The sequence below is a fragment of the Streptomyces sp. NPDC059080 genome (assembly GCF_042739975.1).
GTDB classification, from domain to species: domain Bacteria; phylum Actinomycetota; class Actinomycetes; order Streptomycetales; family Streptomycetaceae; genus Streptomyces; species Streptomyces benahoarensis.
Map to the genome: position 1 here is coordinate 1 of NZ_JBHYGX010000053.1, position 23,075 is coordinate 23,075.

12 protein-coding genes and 2 pseudogenes are annotated in these 23,075 nt (G+C 73.0%); 2 read left to right on the forward strand and 12 right to left on the reverse strand.

Going from position 1 to position 23,075, the window contains the following annotated elements; translation table 11 throughout:
- Window positions 1-90 precede the first annotated feature (90 nt).
- The 4 genes from ACFWWQ_RS27130 to ACFWWQ_RS27145 all read right to left on the reverse strand — a co-directional run bounded on the left by ACFWWQ_RS27130 (window position 91) and on the right by ACFWWQ_RS27145 (window position 6,185).
- Window positions 91-2,631 carry an ABC transporter permease gene (locus tag ACFWWQ_RS27130; protein WP_384601312.1) on the reverse strand — a complete coding sequence of 847 codons (2,541 nt, stop codon included), beginning with the start codon at window positions 2,629-2,631 and terminating at the stop codon, window positions 91-93.
- Window positions 2,632-2,696: 65 nt separating this feature from the next.
- Window positions 2,697-3,440, reverse strand: a complete 744-nt coding sequence (locus ACFWWQ_RS27135; protein WP_384601384.1) for an ABC transporter ATP-binding protein — start codon at window positions 3,438-3,440, stop codon at window positions 2,697-2,699.
- A gap of 370 nt (window positions 3,441-3,810) precedes the next feature.
- Complete coding sequence (locus ACFWWQ_RS27140; protein ID WP_384601314.1) at window positions 3,811-4,494, reverse strand: response regulator; 684 nt, start codon at window positions 4,492-4,494, stop codon at window positions 3,811-3,813.
- Complete coding sequence (locus ACFWWQ_RS27145; protein ID WP_384601317.1) at window positions 4,491-6,185, reverse strand: ATP-binding protein; 1,695 nt, start codon at window positions 6,183-6,185, stop codon at window positions 4,491-4,493. The genes ACFWWQ_RS27140 and ACFWWQ_RS27145 overlap by 4 nt, the downstream gene beginning before the upstream one ends.
- A 140-nt stretch (window positions 6,186-6,325) precedes the next feature.
- Between ACFWWQ_RS27145 and ACFWWQ_RS27150 the strand changes: the two genes are divergently transcribed.
- Both ACFWWQ_RS27150 and ACFWWQ_RS27155 read left to right on the forward strand, forming a co-directional pair.
- Window positions 6,326-7,723 carry a cation:dicarboxylate symporter family transporter gene (locus ACFWWQ_RS27150; protein WP_384601320.1) on the forward strand — a complete coding sequence of 466 codons (1,398 nt, stop codon included), beginning with the start codon at window positions 6,326-6,328 and terminating at the stop codon, window positions 7,721-7,723.
- 346 nt (window positions 7,724-8,069) lie between these two features.
- The gene (locus ACFWWQ_RS27155; protein WP_384601323.1) at window positions 8,070-8,576 is read left to right on the forward strand and encodes a DUF4259 domain-containing protein; all 507 of its coding nucleotides are present in this window, start codon (window positions 8,070-8,072) and stop codon (window positions 8,574-8,576) included.
- 35 nt (window positions 8,577-8,611) lie between these two features.
- Here the strand turns inward: ACFWWQ_RS27155 and glgB are convergent, their stop codons facing one another.
- From glgB to ACFWWQ_RS27195, 8 genes and pseudogenes are all read right to left on the reverse strand, one after another.
- The gene (glgB, locus tag ACFWWQ_RS27160; RefSeq protein WP_384601326.1) at window positions 8,612-10,954 is read right to left on the reverse strand and encodes a 1,4-alpha-glucan branching enzyme; all 2,343 of its coding nucleotides are present in this window, start codon (window positions 10,952-10,954) and stop codon (window positions 8,612-8,614) included.
- Window positions 10,955-11,143: 189 nt separating this feature from the next.
- Window positions 11,144-12,592 carry a maltokinase gene (locus tag ACFWWQ_RS27165; RefSeq protein WP_384601329.1) on the reverse strand — a complete coding sequence of 483 codons (1,449 nt, stop codon included), beginning with the start codon at window positions 12,590-12,592 and terminating at the stop codon, window positions 11,144-11,146.
- Between the two features lie 300 nt (window positions 12,593-12,892).
- Window positions 12,893-14,611, reverse strand: coding sequence for a maltose alpha-D-glucosyltransferase (gene treS / locus ACFWWQ_RS27170; protein WP_384601332.1), 1,719 nt, complete (start codon window positions 14,609-14,611; stop codon window positions 12,893-12,895).
- On the reverse strand, window positions 14,608-16,608 hold the full coding sequence (locus tag ACFWWQ_RS27175; RefSeq protein ID WP_384601335.1) for an alpha-1,4-glucan--maltose-1-phosphate maltosyltransferase: 2,001 nt from the start codon (window positions 16,606-16,608) through the stop codon (window positions 14,608-14,610). The genes treS and ACFWWQ_RS27175 overlap by 4 nt, the downstream gene beginning before the upstream one ends.
- 371 nt (window positions 16,609-16,979) lie before the next feature.
- Complete coding sequence (locus tag ACFWWQ_RS27180) at window positions 16,980-18,605, reverse strand: M4 family metallopeptidase (protein WP_384601338.1); 1,626 nt, start codon at window positions 18,603-18,605, stop codon at window positions 16,980-16,982.
- A 298-nt stretch (window positions 18,606-18,903) separates the two neighbouring features.
- Window positions 18,904-20,568: pseudogene (locus ACFWWQ_RS27185) on the reverse strand (M4 family metallopeptidase); the annotation flags it as partial.
- A gap of 343 nt (window positions 20,569-20,911) precedes the next feature.
- Window positions 20,912-21,145 (reverse strand): annotated as a pseudogene (locus ACFWWQ_RS27190) (ABC transporter ATP-binding protein); the annotation flags it as partial.
- Window positions 21,146-21,572: 427 nt separating this feature from the next.
- A complete protein-coding gene (locus ACFWWQ_RS27195; protein ID WP_384601341.1) occupies window positions 21,573-22,838 on the reverse strand; it encodes a methyltransferase in 1,266 nt (421 codons plus the stop codon).
- Window positions 22,839-23,075: the final 237 nt, after the last annotated feature.

The following is a 23,075-nucleotide window of genomic DNA, read 5'->3' on the forward strand; positions in this document are numbered from 1 at the left end:
CCGGCCGCTCCCGCGGCCCCCCCGCCCCCCCGCGGGGGCCGCCCCCCCGGGGGGGGGGGCGCCCCCCCCCGCCGCTGTCGTGTCCGGCGGTCACTGGGCGCCGATGGCCTCCAGCATGTTCAGCTTCGCCGCGCGGCGGGCCGGCCAGACGGCGGCCAGCATGCCCACCGCCAGGGCGATCGCCACGAACAGCGCCAGCCGTCCCCACGGCAGCAGCGTCTCGTAGAGCTTCCAGGACGAGGCGAGCATCGAGCCGCCGGCCCAGGAGAGGAACAGGCCCACGCCGATGCCGAGCACCGCGCCGAAGAGCGAGATGACGACCGACTCCAGCCGGACCATCCGCTTGATCCCGGCCCGCGCCAGACCGATGGCGCGCAGCATCCCGATCTCCCGGGTCCGTTCGAAGACCGACATCGCCAGGGTGTTGATCACGCCGACCACCGCGATGACGACGGCCATGCCCAGCAGGCCGTAGACCATGTTGACCAGCATCCCGATCTGGCCGGCGTTCTCCCGGCGCAGGTCCTCGTGGTCCTGGACCTTCACCAACGGGTTGTCGCCGAAGGCGGCCCGCAGCTGCGCGGCCGTCGCGGCGGAGGCGCCGTGCGCGGTCTTGACCAGCAGCGAGTCGTCCTTCGGGCGCTCCGTCAGGGTGGCGACCAGGGGCAGGTCGGAGAGGGCGCCACCGGCGATCTCGTTGTCCTCGTACACGGCGGCGACCGTCAGGTGGCGCTTCCTGTCGCCGAAGAGGCGGACGTCGATGGTCTGGCCGGTGTGCTTGCCGGCCTTGTCGGCGACGCTCTTCGCCAGCGCGACGGCGTCCCCGTGCACCGCGCCGAGCGAGCCCTGGACCACCTTGAGGTCCGTGACCCGGCCGATCGTGCGGAGGTCGGTGCCGTTGAGGTTCACCGCGTCCTCGCCGAGGAGGAAGGCGGAGTTGCGCAGCGGCGCCACCGCGGTCACGCCGGGGACCTGCGCCGTCTTCGCGGACAGCTTCGGGTCGAGGCCGGAGTACGTGGACGTGGTGATCTGGTAGTCGGCCGTCAGCTGGGTCGAGGTCATCCGGTCGATGGCGGACTGCGCGGAGTGGCCGACGACGGTCATGCCGGTGATCAGGGTGAGGCCGATCATCAGCGCCGAGCCGGTCGCCGCGGTCCGGCGCGGGTTGCGCAGCGCGTTCTCCTTGGCGAGCTTGCCGACCGTACCGAAGAGACGGCCGGTGACCGCGCCGGTGAGGAAGACCAGCGGGCGGGAGAGGAGCGGCGCCAGCACGATCACGCCGATCATGGTGAGCGCGGAGCCGAGCATCGCGATCGGCAGGTCGTCGCTGGACTTCAGCGTCGAGGCCCAGAGCATCACGGCCACGCCGAGGCCGCCGACGACGGCGCCGGAGATGTTGCGGAACACCAGGCTGCGCGGCGCCGCCTGCGTGTCGAGCGTGCTCAGCGCCTCCACCGGCGCGATCTTCGCCGCCCGGCGGGACGGCAGCCACGCGGCCAGGATGGTCACGACGGTGCCGGTGGCCAGGGACGCGAGGACGGTGACGGGGCTGATGACGAGCGGCCCGTCCGGCAGCCCGGCGTCGTTGGCGTTGAGGACGGCGCGGATCCCCGTGGCGATGCCGATGCCCAGGCCCATGCCGACAGCGGAGGCCACCACGCCCAGCAGCGTCGCCTCGATGAGCACCGAGCGCACCACCTGGCGGCGGGAGGCGCCGACCGCGCGCAGCAGGGCGATCTCGCGGCGGCGCTGGGAGATCAGCATGGTGAAGGTGTTGGCGATGATGAAGACGCCGACGAACAGCGCGATCCCGGCGAAGGTCAGCAGCGTCGAGGTCAGCGCCTTGTTCTGCTCGGCGAGCAGCACGCTCTGCTCCTCGGCGAGTGCCGTGCCGCTGGTGACCTTCGCCCCCTTGCCGGGCACGGCCGCGCGGACCTCACGGGTCAGCGCCGCCTCGTCGGCGCCGGGCGCGGCCGACACCACCAGCTCGTCGTACTGGCCGGGGTGGAGGTAGAGCCGCTGCGCGGTGGCGGTGTCGAGCAGCACCAGCGAACCGCCGGCGGTCACCTTCGGGTCGTCGGTGGCGACGATGCCGACCAGCTTCTTCGTCAGCACGGGGCCGCTGGTGGCGAACCGTACGGTGTCGCCGATCCGGTAGCCGGCCTTGCGGGCGGTGGCCTCGGCCATCGCGATCTCGCCCGCGGCGGCCGGGCCGCGGCCTTGGACCAGCGGGTAGCGGGAGTCCTTGCCGTCCGGTCCTGGCTGGTAGTTGGCGGCGAGGTTCTGCCACGCCTCGCCGACCGGCTCGCCGTCCTTGGCGGCGAGGACCGCGTCGCCGGTGATGTCGGCCCGTACGGCCCGTACGCCGGGCACCGCGCGGACCGCGGCGGCCGTCTTGTCGGTGAGGACGGTGGTGCGCCGGTCGTCGCCCTTCGGGGGCTCCGCCTCGGCCTGGACGGAGACGGCGACGTCGTCGAGGTCCTTGGCGGAGGCGTTCTTGAGGGCGTTGCCGACGGTGTCGCTGAAGACGAGGGTGCCGGAGACGAAGGCGACGCCGAGGAGGACCGCGAGCACGGTCATCATCAGCCGGGCTTTGTGCGCAAAGAGATTGCGCACGGCTGTTCGCAGCATGGTGTGTCAGTCCTGGGGCCGGAGGCTCGGATGGGGTGGCAGTGCGGTGCGGCGCGGGGCCGGGGTCACTGCGTGCGGCCGCGGCTGTCGAAGCGCCGCATACGGTCCAGGACCGCGTCCGAGGTGGGCCGGTGCAGCTCCTCGACGATGCGGCCGTCGGCGAGGAAGACGACGCGGTCGGCGTACCCCGCGGCGACCGGGTCGTGGGTGACCATCACGATTGTCTGGCCCATGGCGCGCACCGACTCCTGGAGGAAGCCCAGGATCTCGGCGCCGGAGCGGGAGTCGAGGTTGCCGGTCGGCTCGTCCGCGAAGATGATCTCCGGCCGGGCGACCAGGGCGCGGGCGACCGCGACGCGCTGCTGCTGGCCGCCGGAGAGCTGGCTGGGGCGGTGGGTGAGGCGCCCGGAGAGGCCCACCGTCTCGATGACGGCGTTCATCCACTGCGGATCGGGCTTGCGGCCCGCGATGTCCATCGGGAGGGTGATGTTCTCGGCGGCGGTCAGCGTCGGCAGCAGGTTGAACGCCTGGAAGACGAAGCCGATCTTGTCGCGGCGCAGCCGGGTCAGCTTCTTCTCGCCGAGCGACGCCAGTTCGACGTCGCCGATGCGGACCGAACCGGACGACAGGGTGTCGAGCCCCGCCATGCAGTGCATCAGCGTCGACTTGCCGGAGCCGGACGGGCCCATGATCGCGGTGAACTGGCCGGTGCCGAACTCGACGGAGACCGAGTCCAGCGCCACCACCCTCGTCTCGCCCTCGCCGTAGATCTTGCTGAGGTCGGCCGCGCGGGCGGCGACACCGGACATCGCGAGGGTGGGTGCGGGGGCGGCAGCCGTGGGGGACACGGGAACTCCTGGGAACGGGACGGGCAACGTGCTCCCATCCTCGGCCGCGGCACCCGCCCGGGTCGTCGCTCCGAGGGACCGAAAGCGGCACCGGCCGGAAGTCCGACGCCGGGCCCGCCGGTCCCTCTCAAGGGGGACGGCCGGTCCGCCCACGGGGCGACGCCCGGCCGGTGCCGTACGGTCCACGGGCCTGCCGGGGCATGGGAGTTGAGGCGCTCCCGGGCCCCCGGGGGGCGTGCCCTTCGCACGTCACGGCCCACGACCTGGGCCCTTAGGGGACCTGCCTTTCGCGCGTCACGCCCCACGGCCCTGGCGCGGCCGCGTCGCCGCGCTACCGCTCCGACCAGCGGTACCGCAGCTCCGGGCGGCCCACCTGGCCGTACTGCGGGGCGCGGGCCGCCCGGCCCGTATCCACCAGGTACTCCAGGTAGCGGCGGGCGGTGATCCGGGAGATGCCGACGCCGGCGCCCGCTTCGGTGGCCGACAGGCCGTCGGGGGCGGCGCGCAGCGCGTCGGTGACCGCGCGCAGGGTCGCGGAGGTCAGCCCCTTGGGCAGCGCCGCCGGGCGCGGGTTGCGCAGCGCGGCGATGGCGCGGTCCACCTCGTCCTGCCCGCTGGCCTCGCCCGCGGTGGAGCGGAACGCGGCGTACCGCTGGAGCCGGTCGCGCAGCGTCGAGAACGTGAACGGCTTGAGGAGGTACTGCACCACACCCAGCGACACGCCCTCGCGCACCATCGTCAGATCGCGCGCCGAGGTGACCGCGATGACGTCCGCACCGTGCCCGGCGCCGCGCAGCGTCCGCATCAGCTGGAGCCCGTGCCCGTCCGGCAGATAGAGGTCGAGCAGCAGCAGATCGACGGCGTGCTGGTCGAGGTGGCGGCGGGCGTCCGCACCCGAGTGCACGGTGCCCGAGACCGTGAAACCGGGCACCCGCCCCACGTACAGCGCGTGCGCGGCGGCGGCCACCGGATCGTCCTCGACGACGAGGACCTTGATGCCGGGGGTGGTCATCATGAGGCACCACCCTCCGTCGTCCCCGGCAGCGGCAGCCGTACCGTGAAGCGCGCGCCGCCGTCCGGGGCGCGGTCGAGGGCGAGGGTGCCGCCGTTGCGCCGGACCGCCTGCCGGACGAGGGCCAGGCCCAGCCCCCGGCCGCCCGCCGCGGGCCGTTTGCTGCTCCAGCCGCGGCGGAAGATCTCCGCCGCGCTCTCCTCGGGCACGCCGGGCCCGTTGTCCGCCACGCACAGCAGCAGTTCGCCGCCGTCGGAGCGGGCGGTGACGGTGACCTTCGGCGGATCGGCCGGGACGCCGGGGTTGCCGGGCTGCGGTGGCGCGGCGCCCGAGGTGGCGTCCGGCGCCGCCGCGTCCAGGGCGTTGTCGATGAGATTGCCCAGCACCGTCACCAGGTCGCGGGCGGGCAGATCCGGCGGCAGCAGCCCGTCGTCGATCCGGCTGTCGGCGGTCAGCACCAGCTCCGCGCCGTGCTCGTTGGCCTGCGCCGCCTTGCCCAGCAGCAGGGCGGCCAGCACCGGTTCGGCGACCGCGCCGACGACCTGATCGGTCAGCGCCTGCGCCAGCTCCAGTTCGGCGGTGGCGAACTCCACCGCCTCGTCGGCGCGGCCCAGTTCGATCAGCGACACCACCGTGTGCAGCCGGTTGGCGGCCTCGTGCGCCTGCGACCGCAGCGCCTCCGTGAACCCGCGTACGGAGTCCAGCTCGCCGGAGAGCGCCTGGAGTTCGGTGTGGTCGCGCAGGGTGATGACGCTGCCGCGGTGCTCCCCGCCGGAGACCGGCGCGGAGTTGACGACCAGCACCCGCTCGTCCGTCAGATGCAGTGCGTCGATCAGCGGACCCGGTGCGGTCAGTGCCTTCGCCAGCGGCGCGGGCAGCCCCAGCTCCCCCACCGGACGGCCCACCACGTCGTCGGTCACCCCGAGGAGTTCCCGGGCGCCGTCGTTGATCAGCGAGACCCGCCGCCGCCCGTCGAGCATCAGCAGCCCCTCGCGCACCGCGTGCAGCGCCGCCTGGTGGTAGTCGTGCATCCGGCTCAGCTCGGCGGCGTTCATCCCATGAGTGTGACGCCGCAGCCGGGAGTTGATGACGTACGTCCCGAGCCCGCCCAGCGCCAGCGCCGCCGCGGCCACCCCGAGTAGCGCCAGCACCTGATTCCGCAGCTGCTCGCTGATGGTGGCGATGGTGATGCCGGAGCTGACCAGCGCGGTGACGCGGTCGCCGTGCGCGGGGTCGCGGACCGGCGCGATGACCCGCACCGACGGCCCCAGCACGCCCAGGTGCGTCTCGGTGAACGTCTCGCCGTGCAGCGCCCGCCCGGTGTGCCCGAGGTAGGTCCGGCCGATCGCGTCCGGCTCGGGGTGCGTCCAGCGGGTGCCGTCCGGCGCCATGACGACGACGAAGTCGACGCCCGCGTCGCGCCGCAGCCGCTCGGCGTACGGCTGGAGCACCGCTGTGGGGTCGGCGGTGCGGGCGGCGGCGATCACCGCGGGCGAGTCGGCGACCGCCGTCGTCACCGCCGTCGTCTGCCGCCGCGCGGTCTCCTTCGCCTGCCGCCCGGCGCTCGCGTACGCGAAGACGGCGCAGCCGGCGACGACCACGGTCACCAGCAGGACCTGCATCGCGAAGAGCTGCCCGGCCAGGCTGCGGGGGCGGCGCAGACGCGAGGGCGTCCGCGGAAGGGCGAGGTGCATGCAAACAGTCTGCCCGGTCACTTTTATATGAACGAAATGCACGCAAGGGTGACGCACGCCACAGTCCAGGTGCATAGTCGCCGGGATTCGTTGCGCCCGAGCCGCAGATCCGCGCGCAACCGTAGAGCGAGGAGGCAGCCGTGGCTGCAAAGACGCCGCCGTCCGGCGGTACCACCGAGGAGAACGCGCCGAAGAAGCGGGACCGCACGCATTTCCTCTACATCGCCGTGATCGCGGCGGTGCTGCTCGGCATCGCCGTCGGCTTCATCGCCCCCGGCGTCGCCGTCGAGCTGAAGCCGCTCGGCACCGGGTTCGTGAACCTCATCAAGATGATGATCTCGCCGGTCATCTTCTGCACGATCGTGCTGGGCATCGGCTCGGTCCGCAAGGCGGCCAAGGTCGGCGCCGTCGGCGGTCTCGCCCTCGGTTACTTCATGGTGATGTCCACCGTCGCCCTCGCCATCGGACTGGTCGTCGGCAACATCCTGGAGCCCGGCTCGGGCCTGCACCTGACCGAGACGGTCCGCCACGCGGGCCAGGCGCAGACCGGAGGCGGCGGCGAGTCCACCGCCGACTTCCTGCTCGGCATGATCCCGACGACGCTGGTCTCCGCGTTCACCGGGGGCGAGGTGCTCCAGACGCTGCTGGTCGCGCTGCTGGTCGGCTTCGGGCTCCAGTCGCTCGGCAAGGCGGGCGAGCCGGTGCTGCGCGGCGTCGGGCATCTGCAGAAGCTGGTCTTCCGCGTGCTGTCGATGGTCATGTGGGTGGCGCCGGTCGGTGCCTTCGGCGCCATCGCCGCGGTGGTCGGCGAGACCGGCGTCGACGCGCTGAAGTCCCTCGCCGTCATCATGGTCGGCTTCTACCTCACGTGCCTGCTCTTCGTGATCGTCGTCCTCGGGACGCTGCTGCGGCTCTTCGCAGGGGTGAACATCTTCCTGCTGCTGAAGTACCTGGCGCGGGAGTTCCTGCTGATCCTGTCGACCTCCTCCTCGGAGTCGGCGCTGCCGCGGCTGATCGCCAAGATGGAGCACCTGGGCGTCAGCAAGCCCGTGGTCGGCATCACCGTCCCCACCGGCTACAGCTTCAACCTCGACGGCACCGCCATCTACCTGACGATGTCCGCGCTGTTCGTCGCCGAGGCGATGGGGAAGCCGCTCGCCCTGGGGCAGCAGATCTCCCTCCTCGTCTTCATGATCATCGCGTCGAAGGGCGCCGCCGGCGTCACCGGCGCGGGCCTGGCCACCCTCGCCGGCGGCCTCCAGTCGCACCGCCCCGAACTGGTCGACGGCGTCGGCCTCATCGTCGGCATCGACCGCTTCATGAGCGAGGCGCGGGCGCTCACCAACTTCGCCGGCAACGCCGTCGCCACGGTCCTCATCGGTACCTGGACGAAGGAGATCGACAAGGCCCGGGTGGACGAGGTCCTCGCCGGTCAGCTGCCCTTCGACGAGGCGACGCTGAACGACGACCACGGCGCCCCCGCACCGGCCGATGATGCGCCGCGGGCGGACGGGGCGAAGGAGCCCGCCGGGGTCTGACCGGACCCGCGGCGGCGGTTCCTCGGGACCGTACGCGCGGCGGCGGTTCCTCGGGACCGTACGCATGGCGGCGGTTCCTCGGGACCGTACGCATGGCGGCGGTTCCTCGGGACCGTTCGTGCCGCGTGGTGACGGCGCCGGGTGCGCCGCGTTCCACCGCCGTACGGGGCGGGTACCTTCGGGTGCCCGCCCCTCCGCTTTCCCCGCCTCACCTGCGGATACGCCGTGTCGGGCCCTGTTCCCCGCCCTCGCCGGACGGCCGTTGTCAGTGGTGTGCGGCACCATGCAGAGGACGGGATGACAGCGGCCGGTGGTGCACCGGCCGCCGGCGAACGAGGAGCGGGACATGGGCACATGGGGGACGGGTCCGTTCGGCGGCGGCGACGCCGCGGCGGACCTCGTGGTGCGACTGGGCGCGCTGCCGGCGAACCGCCGCCTCTTCGCGGTACGCACGGCACTGGCCGACGCCGTCGAGGAGCGCTGGTACCTGGACGCACCGGAGGGCGAGACGGCGGTGGCCGCGGCCGCGCTGCTGGCGGCGGCCCGGCCGGGCGGTGCGGCCGGTACGGAGAGGGGCGGTGCGGCCGGGACCGGCGCGGAGGCGGCCGGTGCGGGCGCGGTCGGCGTGGCCGGGTCCGTTGTGTGCGGGGGTGTGGCGGTGTCCGTGCCGCGCTGTGTCATACCGCAGCCGCCGCCCGAGCTGACCGGTCTGGCCGTCCGAGCCCTGGACCGGGTGCTCGCCCCCGATTCCGAACTCGCCGAGCTGTGGGACGAGTCGGACTCCGGGCCGCAGTGGCGGGCCTCGGTCGCCGGGCTGCGGGCCGCGCTCGGACCGGCCGCCCAGCGGGTCTGAGGGCGGGCGGGGCGGCCACCCGCCTGCCGCTCCGGTCAGGCCGGGCGCAGCCAGAGCGTGGCCAGGGGCGGCAGGGTGACGGTGAGCGAGGTCTCCCGGCCGTGCGCGGGCAGCGGCTCCGGCGTCAGCGCGCCGGGGTTCTCGACACCGCCGCCGCCGTAGCGCGCGGCATCGGTGTTCAGCACCTCACGCCAGGCGGCCACGGTGCCCGGGACGCCGAGCCGGTAGCCGGGGCGGACCACGGGGGAGTAGTGGGTCACGGACAGCAGTGGGGAGCCGTCGGCGGCGAAGCGCAGAAAGGCGAAGACGTTGTCCTCGGCGGCGTCCGCGTCCACCCATGCGAAGCCCGCCGGGTCGGTGTCCCGCTCCCACAGCGCGGGCGCCGCCCCGTAGCCGCGGTTCAGATCGCGCACCAGATCCCGCACCCCGCGGTGGTCCGGCTCCGCCGCGTACGACGGGTCCAGCAGCCACCAGTCCGGGCCGTGGCGCTCCGCCCACTCCGCGCCCTGGGCGAACTCCTGGCCCATGAAGAGGAGTTGCTTGCCCGGGTGGGCCCACATGTGGCCGAGGTAGGCGCGGTGGGTGGCGCGCTGCTGCCACCAGTCGCCCGGCATCTTCGACACCAGGGACCGCTTGCCGTGCACCACCTCGTCGTGCGAGATCGGCAGCAGATAGTTCTCGGAGTACGCGTAGACCATGGAGAAGGCCATCTCGCCGTGGTGGTACCGGCGGTGCACCGGCTCCTTGGCGACGTACCGGAGGGAGTCGTGCATCCAGCCCATGTTCCACTTCAGCCCGAAACCCAGCCCGCCGAGGCCGCCCGTGCCCGGCTCATGGGTGGCGCGGGTGACGCCGTCCCAGGCGGTGGACTCCTCGGCGACGGTGACCACCCCGGGGCAGCGGCGGTACACGGTCGCGTTCATCTCCTGGAGGAAGGCGACGGCTTCCGGATTCTCCCGCCCGCCATGCGCGTTGGGCGTCCAGGCGCCCGCCGGCCGCGAGTAGTCGAGGTAGAGCATCGACGCCACGGCGTCCACCCGTAGCCCGTCGATGTGGAACTCCTCGCACCAGTACACCGCGTTGGCGACGAGGAAGTTGCGGACCTCGGCCCGCCCGTAGTCGAACTCCAGCGTCCCCCAGTCCGGGTGCGCGGCCCGCGCCGGATCCGGATGCTCGTACAGCGGCCGCCCGTCGAACTCCGCCAGCGCCCAGTCGTCGCGCGGAAAATGCGCGGGCACCCAGTCGATCAGCACCCCGATCCCGGCCCGGTGCAGCGCGTCGACCAGACACCGGAAGTCGTCCGGGGTGCCCATCCGCGCGGTCGGCGCGTAGTAGCCGGTGACCTGGTAGCCCCAGGAGCCGCCGAAGGGATGCTCGGCCGGTGGCATGAACTCCACATGCGTGAAGCCGAGATCCTGTACGTACGCGGGCAGCTGCGCGGCGAGCTGCCGGTAGGTCAGGCCCGGCCGCCAGGAGGGCAGATGCACCTCGTAGACGGAGAACGGCGCGGTGTGCGGCGGCCGGGCGCCCCGCGCGGCCATCCAGGCGCCGTCCCGCCACTCGTGGTGCGAGACGTCGACGACCGAGGCGTTGGCCGGCGGGCACTCCGTGCGCCGGGCCATCGGGTCGGCGCGTACGGTGTGCGAGCCGTCCGGCCGGGCGATCTCGAACTTGTACAGCTCACCCGCGCCGACGCCGGGCAGGAACAGCTCCCACACCCCCGAGGCGCCCAGCGACCGCATCGGGAAGGCGGTGCCGTCCCAGTGGTTGAAGTCCCCGAGGATCCGCACCCCGCGCGCGTTCGGGGCCCAGACGGTGAAGCGGGTGCCGGTGACGCCCTGATGCGTCAGGACGCGGGCACCGAGCGCCTGCCAGAGCTGCTCGTGCCGCCCCTCGCCCAGCAGCCGCAGATCCGGTTCGCCCAGCGCCGGGAGGAAGCCGTACGGATCGCGGACCGTCAGGGTCGTGTCCGGGTACGCCACCCGCAGTTCGTACCCGGGGACGGCGCGCAGCGGCAGCACCCCGGCGAACAGTCCGTCCCCCTCGGGCCGCAGGACCGCGCACCGCCCCCCGGCGACGACCGAGACCTCCCGGGCGTGCGGCCGCAGCACCCGGAAGAGCACCCCGCCGGGCACCGGCCGCGCCCCGAGCACGGCGTGCGGATCGTGGTGCGCACCGGCCAGCAGGCGGGCACGTTCCTCGTCGGGGAGGGGGTCCGCCGGGCGCACCTCCGGGACGTCGGCAGCACCCGGCGCGGCGGCGGCCTCGGCCGGGGCCGCAGGCTCCGCCAGGTCGGTCGGCTCGCCCGGCTCGGCCGCCTCCCGGTCGGCGGTCGGCGGTGCGGCGGTGCGGCGGCGGGACGGCGGACGGACGGTCATGGGCGGCCTCCTGGGCGGGGCGACGGACGGTCGGCGGACGGAACGGTCGGGCGGAGACGGGCGGCAGCCGCACGAGACGGGGCGACACCCACGGGAGGCGACGGCACCGGCGCACCGAAGGCGCTCCGCAGCCGCGGCGAGGCGCCCCGCAGCCGCGGCGAGGCGCCCCGGCGGCACACGCCCGGCCCCTCACCCCCCGTCGGCCAGCCGCCGCACCGCCGCCATCGGTACCGGCAGCCAGTCGGGCCGGTGCCGGGCCTCGTAGAGCACTTCGTAGACGGCCTTGTCGGTCTCGTACGCGCGCATCAGTTCCGGTGCCGCGCAGGGGTCGGGGCCGCCGCCCTCCGCGTAGCCGCGGCAGTACGCCTCCCGGGTGCGGCGCGCCCACTCCAGGGACCAGGCGTCGCCGCCCGAGGGGCCGCTGCGGGCCGCGTAGTCGAAGGAGCGGAGCATCGCGGCGACATCGCGGACCGGGGGCTGCGGGCGGCGCCGTTCGGCCAGCGGGCGGGCCGGTTCCCCCTCGAAGTCGATCAGGGACCAGCGGCCGGGGCCCCGGGCCGGGCGGAGCGTCTGGCCCAGGTGCAGATCGCCGTGGATGCGCTGCGCCGCCCAGCTGCCGCCGTTCCGCCCGGCGGCGGCGAGCGCGTCGAACGCGGTGCGCAGCCCGGCGCGGTACGGCCGCAGGCCGGGCACCGCGCGGGCGGTGCTCTCCAGCCGGGCGCGCATTCCCGCCACGATGGACTCCAGCTGCGGACGGCGCAGCGCGGCCGTGGGCAGCGCCCGGGCGAGCGCGGTGTGCACCTCCGCGGTGGCGCGGCCCAGGGCCCGCGCCGGAGCGGTGAAGTCGGCGCGCCCGGCCAGCGCCGCCAGCGCCAGCTGCCAGCCGTCGGCGCAGCCTGGCAGATAGGGCTGGAGCACGCCCAGCGTCGTCGGCTCGGCACCGTGCTCCGGCGGGCGGGCCTCGAACCACGCGACGGGCGCGGGCACCCGCGGGCACCCCGCACCGGCCAGCGCGCGCGGCAGCTCCAGATCCGGGTTGAGGCCCGGCGTGACCTGGCGGAAGACCTTCAGGATCAGCGTCTCGCCGTAGACGAGGGAGGTGTGGGACTGCTCCGCGGCGAGCGGGCGGCCGGGCAGACGGGGCGGGATCTCCGCGCCCGCCTCGCGGTGGAAGTCGAGCGCCCCGGTGCGGCCCGGCAGCCGCAGCCGCTCCAGCAGCAGCCCGCACAGCCGCCCGTCGAGCAGCGCGTCATGGACGGCATGGCCGCGCAGCGGGCCGCCTGCGGGGCGGCCGATCAGCGCGGGCGCCAGTCGCGGCGGCAGCTCCCGGCCCACGCCCAGCAGCAGCTGGTAGCAGTCACCGCCGGGCGGCGCACCGGCCGCCGGGGCCGTCGCCTGCTCCACGCGGACCAGCAGATGGAGCAGGCCGGGCGGTCCGCCGGCAGCGGCGCCGGGCAGCAGCTCGGTCGCGGAGAGCAGGGTGAAGCCGGTGATCAGCCGCCCGTGCCCGGCGAACCACCGGCGGCCGGGCAGCCAGTCCGCGAGGAGCGGCGCGAGCGAGGAGAGCAGATCGGGCGCGGCGGCGAGCGGGGGCCCGCCGGATCTGGGCGGAGCACCGGTCGAGGCGGGGTCCGGCATGGGGGCGCGTCCTTTCCCGGGGCACTCGACAGGATGCGCAAAGTGTCCCGGAATGCGGCGTTCTCCGTGCGGCGGCGCGGGGAGCGTACCCCCGGACGGAGTCCGGGGGGCCGGACGCCCTCACGGCGCGGGCCGGCCCGCCTGAGGCCGGAGCGGCCGGGCGTCCGGTGCGGTCAGGCGGCCGGACCTGCCGCGCAGCCGCACCCGCCCGCCCCCGGACAGCCCTCCGCCCGTCCGCGCAGGCCGGCGTACGGGCGGAGGGCGGCCCGCGGACCGGGCGGGCGGCGGGCCCGCCCCGTGTCAGACGGCGTTGCGGCGCAGCCGGAACCAGTAGAAGCCGTGGCCCGCCAGCGTCAGCAGATACGGCAGCTGGCCGATCGGCGGGAAATGCACCCCGCCGATCAGTTCCATCGGATGGCGTCCGTCGAATTCCGTCAGATCCAGCTCCGTCGGCTGGGCGAAGCGCGAGAAGTTGTGCACGCACAGGACGAGATCGTCGTCCGCGCCGCCCTCGCCGGGCGCGGCCCGAAGAAAGGCGAGGACCGCCGGATTGCTGGAGGGGAGTTCGGTGTAACTGCCGAGCCCGAAAGCCGGATTCTGTTTCCGGATCTCGATCATCCGGCGGGTCCAGTGCAGCAGCGACGACGGGGAACTCATCGCCGCCTCGACATTGGTGACCTGATAACCGTGGACCGGATCCATGATGGTCGGCAGGGTGAGCCGCCCGGGATCGCAGGAGGAGAATCCGGCATTGCGGTCCGGGGTCCACTGCATCGGGGTGCGTACCGCATCGCGGTCACCGAGCCAGATGTTGTCCCCCATGCCGATCTCGTCGCCGTAATAGAGAATCGGCGAGCCCGGCAGGGAGAGCAGCAGGGCGGTGAAGAGTTCGATCTGCTTGCGGTCGTTGTCGAGTAGCGGGGCGAGGCGGCGGCGGATGCCGATATTGGCCCGCATGCGCGGGTCCTTGGCGTACTCCGCGTACATGTAGTCGCGCTCTTCGTCGGTCACCATTTCGAGGGTCAGCTCGTCGTGGTTACGGAGGAAGATGCCCCACTGGCAGCCGGACGGAATCGCCGGGGTCTTGGCGAGGATTTCCGATACCGGATAGCGCGATTCGCGGCGTACCGCCATGAAGATACGCGGCATGACGGGGAAGTGGAACGCCATGTGGCATTCGTCGCCGCCGGTCGCGTAATCACCGAAGTAGTCGACGACGTCCTCGGGCCACTGATTGGCCTCGGCCAGCAGTACGGTGTCCGGGTGGTGCGCGTCGATCTCGGCGCGGACCCGCCGGAGGAACGCGTGCGAGCGCGGCAGGTTCTCGCAGTTGGTGCCCTCCTCGGCGTAGAGGTACGGCACCGCGTCCAGCCGGAAGCCGTCGATGCCCAGGTCGAGCCAGAACCGCAGCGCGGAGATCATCTCCTCCTGGACCGCCGGGTTCTCGTAGTTGAGGTCCGGCTGGTGGGAGAAGAAGCGGTGCCAGTAGTACTGCTTGCGCACCGGGTCGAAGGTCCAGTTGGACGCCTCGGTGTCGACGAAGATGATCCGCGCGTCGGCGTACTGCTTGTCGTCGTCAGCCCAGACGTAGTAGTCGCCGTACGGCCCCTCGGGGTCGGTTCGGGAGGACTGGAACCACGGGTGCTGGTCGCTGGTGTGGTTCATCACCATGTCGATGATGATCCGCATACCGCGCTGGTGGGCGGCGTCGACGAATTCCACGAAATCGGCGAGGTCGCCGAATTCGTCGAGGACCGCGGTGTAGTCGGCGACGTCGTAACCGCCGTCCCGCAGGGGGGACTTGAAGAACGGCGGGAGCCAGAGGCAGTCCACGCCCAGCCATTGCAGATAATCGAGCCGTGAGGTGAGGCCCTTGAGGTCGCCGACGCCGTCTCCGTTGCTGTCCTGGAAGGAGCGGACCAGGACCTCGTAGAAGACGGCGCGTTTGAACCAGTCCGGATCACGGTCCTTTTCCGGCGTGTCCTCGAACGTGTCATGCACGGGCTCATTGACGATCAATTGGGTGACCCTCCGATCGGTGAGGACGGTCGCAGGGACAGTACGTGCGCGGGTGCGGGCGACTGGCCCGGATCGAGCCGTACATAGTTGTCCCTGCCCCAGTGGTAGGTGTCGCCGGTGAGCTCGTCGCGCACCGGGAAGGAATCGTCCCGGCCGAGGCCGAGTTCCGGGATGTCCAACGAGACCGTGGCCTCCTGGGTGTGGTGCGGATCAAGGTTCACCACGGTCAGGACGGTATCGGCGCCGCGGCCGTGGCCCGCGCGTTTGGAATAGGCGAGGACCGCGTCGTTGTCGGTGGGATGGAATTGCAGCCGCCGCAGTTGCTGAAGGGCCGGATGGCGGCGGCGGACGCGGTTGAGGGTGGTGAGCAGCGGGGCGAGGCTCTTTCCGCTCCGGGCCGCGGCCGCCCAGTCGCGGGGCCGCAGTTGGTACTTCTCCGAGTGCAGATACTCCTCGCTGTCCGGCTCCGCGGGCTCCGCCTCGCACAGCTCGTAGCCCGCATAGACGCCCCAGGTGGGGGAGAGGGTGGCGGCCAGCACCGCGCGGACGGCGAAGGCGGGGCGCCCGCCTCCTTGGAGGTAGCCGTGCAGGATGTCCGGGGTGTTGACGAAGAGATTGGGCCGCAGATACGCGGCGCCCTCACCGGCCAGCTCGGTGAGGTAGCGGGTCAGCTCCTGTTTGGTGTTCCGCCAGGTGAAGTACGTGTACGACTGCTGGAACCCGGCGCGGGCGAGGGCGTGGACCATCGCGGGGCGGGTGAACGCCTCGGCCAGGAAGAGGACATCCGGATCGGTGCGGCCCACCGCGCCGATCACCGTCTCCCAGAAGTGCACCGGCTTGGTGTGCGGATTGTCGACCCGGAAGATCCGCACGCCCCGGTCCATCCAGAAGCGCAGCAGCCGCTCGGTCTCGCGGACCAGCCCCCGGAAATCGTTGTCGAAGTCGAGCGGATGGATGTCCTGGTACGTCTTCGGCGGGTTCTCCGCGCAGGCGAGGGAGCCGTCGGCGCGGCGCCGGAACCACTCGGGATGGCGGGTGACCCACGGGTGGTCGGGCGAGCACTGGAGCGCGAAGTCGAGCGCGACCTCCATCCGCAGATCGCGGGCGGTACGGACGAAGTGGTCGAAGTCGTCGAAGGTGCCGAGGTCCGGGTGGAGCGCGTCATGGCCGCCGTCGGCGGAACCGATGGCCCACGGGGAGCCCACGTCGTGCGGTCCGGCGGTCAGGGAGTTGTTGGGGCCCTTGCGGTGGGTGGTGCCGATGGGGTGGACGGGCGGGAGGTAGACCACGTCGAAGCCCATCGCGGCGACGGCCGGGAGCCGTTCGGCGGCGGTGCGCAGGGTGCCGCCGACGAGGGTGCCGTCCGGCCGCGCGGTGGCGCCCTCGGAGCGGGGGAACAGCTCGTACCACGAGCCGTACAGCGCGCGGCGGCGCTCGACGAGGAGCGGCAGCGGGGCGGCGACGGTGAGCAGCTCGCGCAGCGGGTGGCGGGCGAGCGCGTCGGTGACGGCGGGGGCGGTCGCGGCGGCGAGGCGGGCGGCGGGCGGCGCGGCGGTGTCGCGCAGCGCGTCGGCGGCGGCGAGCACCGCCTCGCGTCCGGCGTCCTTGGGGACACCGTCGGCGGCGCGGGCCAGCAGGTCGGCGCCTTCGCGGAGGGTGAGTTCGGTGTCGAGCCCGGCGGGGATCTTCACGGCGGCGGCGCGGCGCCAGGTGGTGACCGGGTCGGCCCACGCCTCGACGGTGTACGTCCAGCGGCCCTCGGCGTCCGGGGTGACCTCGGCGGTGAACCAGTCGGTGCCCGGGCGGAGTTCGGCCATCGGGGTCCAGGGGCCGGTGCGGCCCGCGGGACCGGTCAGCACGACATTGGCGGCGACGGCGCCGTGGCCCTCGCGGAAGACGGTGGCCGAGACGTCGAAGGTCTCGCCCGTCACCGCCTTCGCGGGGCGGCCGTCGTCGAGGCGGGGGCGGATGTCCAGGACAGGGATGCGACCGATCATGGGCCCACCAGAGAATCGTCAGGTTTTGCCGGAGTTTCTCCTTTCTATCCGTTCCGCTGGGGGAGTCCGTGTGCGAGGAGCGGGGGGCCTGCCGCCTTCACCCGGTTGGCGGCCGGGCGGCGCCGCGGTCCGCGGCCGGGCGCCGGGAGGGTGGGGTGGCCCGGAGTGGCGCGAGGGCCGCTCCGGAATCCCGGCGTCCCGGAGTGGCGCGAGGGCCGTGACGTGACGGAACGCCGGAACGGCCGGGGAGAGAGTTCCCCGGCCGTTCCGCCGTTCTCGGGCGCCGGCCGCACCAGGGGTCACGTCACAGGAATCCCGGGCGGACCGGCGCGGTGCCGGGCGCCGTGTCGCACGGCGCCCGACGTGGTGCGTTACTTGACGGCGACGCCGTTCCAGGCGGCCTCGACGCCCTTGACCTCGGCGCTGTCGGCCTTGTACAGGTCGGTGGCGGCCTTGACGGTGGCCTCACGGGCCGCCTTGTAGTCGGTGTTCGAGGTCATGTACTCGCTCAGGGCCTTGAACCAGATCTTCTCGGCCTTGTCCCGGCCGATGCCCTCGACCTTGGAGCCGTCGGCGGTCGGGCTGTCGTACTTGACGCCACCGATCTCCTTGGCGCCGCTGCCCTCGGACAGCAGGTAGAAGAAGTGGTTGGCGACACCCGACGAGTAGTGCGGGTCCAGGCCACCGGTGCTGGAGTCCCAGTTGTCCTGCGACTGACCGTCCTTGGACGGCTTGTCCATGTAGCGCAGCGGCGTGCCGTCACCGTTGATGTCGATCTTCTCGCCGATGAGGTAGTCGCCCGGGTCCTCGGCGTTGTTCGCGTAGAACTCGACCGACGTGCCGAAGATGTCGGAGGTGCCCTCGTTCAGGCCGCCGGACTCACCGCTGTAGGTGAGGTTGGCGGTGGCGGAGGTGACACCGTGCGACATCTCGTGGGCCGCGACGTCGATGGCGGTCAGCGGGGCCTTGTTGCCCTCGCCGTCGCCGTACGTCATGCAGAAGCAGCTGTCGTCCCAGAAGGCGTTGACGTAGCTGTCGCCGTAGTGGACGCGGGAGAAGGCGCCCTTGCCGTCACCCTTGATGCCGGTGCGGCCGTGCACCTCCTTGTAGTAGTCCCAGGTCAGGGCGGCACCGTAGTGCGCGTCGACGGCGGCGGTCTCCGGGTTGTCCGGCTTGCCGTTGCCCCAGGTGTCGGTGGAGTTGGTGAAGAGCTTGCCGTCGCCGTCCTCGCCGTTCTCCAGGTTGGTGGTCTTGTGACCGCCACGGTCGCCGTCGGTCAGCGTGAAGTTGCTGCCGTCCTTGGTGGTGCCGAGGTCGACGGTGCCGCTGAACTCGCTCTCGCCCTTGCCGGTACGGATGTCGTCGTACTGGAAGAGCTTCTTGCCGGTGTTGGCGTCGGTGATGACGTGCATCCGGCTCGGGGTGCCGTCCTTCTTCACGCCGTTGACGACGGTGTCGTACGCCAGGACGGGCGTGCCGGAGGCGGCCCAGACGACCTTCTTCGCGGCCTGCGCGCCGGTCTGCTTGGCGCTGATCGACTTGGCGGCGGTGCCGTGCGCGCGCTGCGCGGCGGCGGCCGCGGTGATCTTCGGCGTGAGGGAGGCGACCTTGATGCTCTTCTGGGTCGACTTGGTGGTGCTCTTGATGGAGCCGTCCTTGGCACGGTGTACGACCATGTCGCCACCGAGCACCGGCAGACCGGCGAAGGTGCGGTCGTAGCGGGTGTGGACGGTGCCGTCGGCGTCCTTGATGACGTCCTTGACGACCAGCTGCTCCTGGGCTCCCAGGCCCAGCTCCTTGGCCGTCTGCGCCTTGGCGGCGCTCGCGTCGCGGATCATCTCGGCGCGGTGCGAGGCGGCGAGGGCGACCGGCGCGCCGCCCTTGGCGGCCGGGGCGGGCGAGGCGCTCGCCGTGGCGGCGACGCCGGCGACGAGGGCCGCGGCGGCGACAACAGCAGTGCCGGTGATACGGGCCTTGCGGGATATGCGGGGGGTCACGCGTGCTCCTTCAACTTTGCCAAGTGGTGGGGGTGCAAAGCGATGCGGGTGTGACGTGCGTCGGGAACATTGCCATTCCGAACGCGTTCATGTCAGGACGCTGGGGGTAGGTTGGCTGAAACTCGTCGGCAGGGGTGTACGCGCGATCCGCGCAACGGAAATGGGCGCCGCCCCCGGAGGTCCGGAAGCGGCGCCCAATTCGCCGTTTTCGCAGGTGGGTTCCGTGCACCGGTCGGTCTTTCGGCCATGCCACACCGAAATGACCGGCCGGTGCCGTCACCGGGTCAGGATGTCACTTTCCGGCCGACACCCGGGAGCCGACGTGCACCGCGGCCCAGGTGTTGGCGACCGTGTTGTACGACGCGCTGCCCTGGCCGAAGAGGTCGGCTGCGGCCTTGAGTGTCGCGGTGCGGGCCGCGGCGTAGTTGGTGGACGAGGTCATGTACTGGCTGAGCGCCTTGAACCAGACCTTCTCGGCGTTGGCCCGGCCGATGCCCGGCACGGACTTCCCGTCGTACGTCGGGCTGTCGTAGTGCACGCCGTTGACGTCCTTCGCGCCGCTGCCCTCGGACAGCAGGTAGAAGAAGTGGTTGGCGACGCCGGACGAGTAGTGCACGTCCTTGTTGCCGACCGTGCTCGACCAGTAGTCGGCCGACGCGCCGTCCTTGGAGGGCTTGTCCATGTAGCGCAGCGGCTCGCCGTTGCCGTAGATGTTGATCTTCTCGCCGATGAGGTAGTCGCCCGGGTCCGAGGCGTTGTTGGCGTGGAACTCCACGGCGGTGCCGAAGATGTCGGACGTCGCCTCGTTCAGGCCGCCGGACTCACCGCTGTAGATGAGACCGGCGGTCGCGGCGGTGACGCCGTGGGACATCTCGTGCCCGGCGACGTCCAGCGCGGTCAGCGGCGCGGCGTTGCCGCTGCCGTCGCCGTACGTCATGCAGAAGCAGCTGTCGTCCCAGAAGGCGTTGACGTAGCTGTTGCCGTAGTGGACGCGGGAGTACGCGGCGACGCCGTCACCCTTGATGCCGGTGCGGCCGTGCACCGCCTTGTAGTAGTCCCAGGTCTCGGCCGCGCCGTAGGCGGCGTCCGCGGCGGCGGTCTCGGCGTTCTGCGGCGTGCCGTTGCCCCAGGTGTCGGTGGAGTTCTTGAAGAGCGTGCCGGTGCCGGACGAACCGTGGTTGAGGTTGTACGTCTTGTGCCCGCCGCGGCCGCCGTCGGTCAGCGTGTAGGACGATCCGGAGGCGGTGGTGCCCAGGGTGACCTTGCCGCTGTACTCGGTGTTGCCGATGCCGTTCTCGATCCCCTGGTACTGGAAGATCCGCTCACCGGTCGTGGCGTCCGTGATGACGTGCAGCTGGTTGGGGGTGCCGTCCTTCTGGAGCCCGCCGACCACGGTCTCGTACGCCAGCCGCGGCGTGCCGTCGGCGGCCCAGACCACCTTGCGCGGCGCCTTGTCGGCGGCGGCCTTCGACGCGCCCAGGGAGCGGGCGGACGAGAGCGCCTTGACGGACGCGGCGGACGGCGCGACCTTCGCGGTGGTCGTGGCGACCTTCAGCTGCCGGGACTGCGCCTTGGTGACGCCCTTGACGGCGCCGCCCTTCGCCTCGTGGACGATCACGTCGCCGCCGAGGACCGGCAGGCCGTCCAGGGTCCGCGCGTAGCGGGTGTGGGTGGTGCCGTCGGCGTCCTGGGAGACGTCCTTGACGACCAGCTTCTCCTGCGCGCCGAGCTTCAGTTCCTTGGCCGTCGCCGCGGTGGCGGCGCCGGCGGCGCGGATCAGCTTGCCGCGCTGGGCGGGGGAGAGCTGCGCGGGCAGGGCGCCCGCGACGGGGGTGGCGTGGGGTGCGGCCGGGTGGGGGGTGGCCGCGGTGCCGGTCCCGGCCTGTACGCCGACGGCGAGCATGGCCGTGGCGGCGACGAGGGCTCCGGTTGCGACGGCGCGACGAGGGGGGGTACGTCTCACGCTGACTCCTTCTGCGGGGCTGCGGCAGGGCCGCGGCCGAGGGGGACCGGGCGGCGGGAAGCCGTCCGGGCAGAGCGAGGCAGAACACTTGGAACGTGTGGGGGGAGACGGTGCCGACTGCCGCACGGTGGGATTGTGGGGGTCCGTGGGGCGGCTGCCGGGAAGAGTGCCACCGCCGCGAGCTCCTTGTCAGGGCCCCTTCAACTAATTGGCCGGAAACCGTCCGTAGCCCGGAATGCCAGTTCGGAATGCGGACAAGGGGGGTGCGTGGGCTGCGGCGACGCAGGTCCAGGCGGTGCGGGGGTGGGAAGCGGCGGCCGGAAATCGCGGGTTTGAGGGGTGGTCAGGACCCCGTCGGCTGCTCCGAGGAGTCCCCGTGCCAGGTGCGCCACAGGGCCGCGTAGGCGCCGTCGGCCGCCACGAGGGCGTCATGGGTGCCGAGTTCGGTGATCCGGCCCGCCTCCATGACGGCCACCCGGTCCGCGTCGTGCGCGGTGTGCAGCCGGTGTGCGACGGCGATGACCGTACGGCCCTCCAGCACCGCGGCGAGCGCCCGTTCGGTGCGCCGCGCGGTGGTGGCGTGGCGCCCGGTGAGGGGATGGCGCCCGGTGTCGGTGGGGCCGCTGCGGTGGCGGGCGATGGCGAGGGCGGCGTTGAGCGCGCCCATCGCCAGCAGCGCCGCCGTCCAGCCGAGCAGAGGTCCTCGGCGGCCCGGCACGAGCCCGTCGTCGAGGGTGTGGGAGAGCAGATACGGCGGCATCATCAGCCCCGTCATCCACAGCGTGCCGAAGGCGGCGCCCGCCGCCACCCGGGGCAGCTGGCGGCGCGTCAGCCACAGCAGATAGCGCGCGGCGCTCCGGTGGCCGGGCGGCTCCCGCCCCGAACGTGCCGCCGGACCGGCCGGGTTCCCCATGGCCGCACCCTGCGGGGCGGCCCCTGGGGCGTGTTTTCCCGGTCTTCGTGGGCCTGTGACGCACGAAGACCGGAAAGACACGCCCCAGGGGTCAGCGGCGGACGGCCCGCAGCAGGACGAACTTCGGGTCGGAGGCGACGACCTCGCAGGTGCCGAAGAGCCGCTTCAGCCGGACGTGGTAGCCGAGGTGGCGATTGCCGACGACCCACAGCTCCCCGCCGGGCCGCAGCACGGCGCGCGCACCGCCGAACATCTGCCGGGCCGTCGCGTCGGAGGTCGCACGGTGGGTGTGGAACGGCGGATTGTTCACCACGAGGTCCACCGAGCCGGGCGGCAGCCCCGTCAACGCGTCGCCGACGGTGAACTCCGCCCGCGCACCGTCCGGCGCGTTCGCCGCGAAGGTGGCGCGCGCGGAGGCCACGGCGGAGAACGACTCGTCGACGAAGACGGTCTCCGCCTCCGGGTTGGCCAGCGCCAACGCGGTGCCGACGACGCCGTTGCCGCAGCCCAGGTCGACGACGCGTTCGGCGCCCCGCCGCCGGGGGAGGTGGCCGAGGAGGAAGCGGGTCCCGATGTCCAGCCGGTCGGCGCAGAAGATCCCGGCGTGGTTGGTGACCGTCCGCCCCGACATCACGCCGACGTCCTCGGGCAGCGTGTAGCTGCGCGGCCAGGAGGGGGCGGCGGGGGTGAGGGACGGATCGGGGGTGCAGAAGATCAGCCGCGCCTTGCGGACGGCGAGGGACGTCCGGGTCGGCCCGAGGATCTGCGCGAACAGCTTCAGCGTCGAGGTGTGGATCTCGGAGACCATGCCGGTGCCGACGATCCGGGTACCCGCATGCACCGCGGGCGCCAGCCGACGCAGCTGCTCCTCCAGCAGCGCCAGGCTCTTCGGCACCCGGACCAGCAGCAGATCGATCCGCTCCGGGGGCTCGTCCAGCACCGTCCGCAGCCGCACGGCCCCGTCGGCGACGCCGTTGCGCCGCAGGTTCGCCTCGGTGGCGCGTCGGGTGAGGTAGGAGTCGGTGAGGTGGACGGGGGCGGGCCCGGCTCCGGGTACGGCTCCGGATTCGGGGTGGGCTCCGGTCCCGGCCGCGGGCCCGATACCGGCTGCGGTCCCGGCCAGTGCGGTGGCGAGGGCGCCCCAGCGGTCGCCGAGGATGACGGTGGTGCCGGTGCCGGACGGGCCGGGGGGCGGCTCGGGGGCGGCCCCGGCGTCCGGGGCGGCGCCGGTCCCGCTCTCCGCGAGGTGGTCCAGCAGGTAGGCATCGGCGGCGTCCCAGGCACGGAGCGGGTCGCGGGGGTCTTCGGGGAAGCGGGTGAGGTCGAACGCACCCCATGACGTCGTGAAACGGTTCATCGTGGATTCAGGCTAGCCGAGGTACGAAGCCCGGCGGAGCGGGAGCCGGGCGCGGACTGGGGTCTGGGGTGCGGGGCCGGGCCAGGGTGCGGCTGCCGGGCGCGGTTCGGCCCGAGGACGCGGGCGTGGGGTGCGGCTCGGCCCGGGGCCCGGGGCCCGGGGCGCGGCGTGGCGTGGCGCGGCGCGGGCCAGGGGCGCGGGGCATGGGTCCGCCGGGGCGACGCCCGCGTCCGCCAG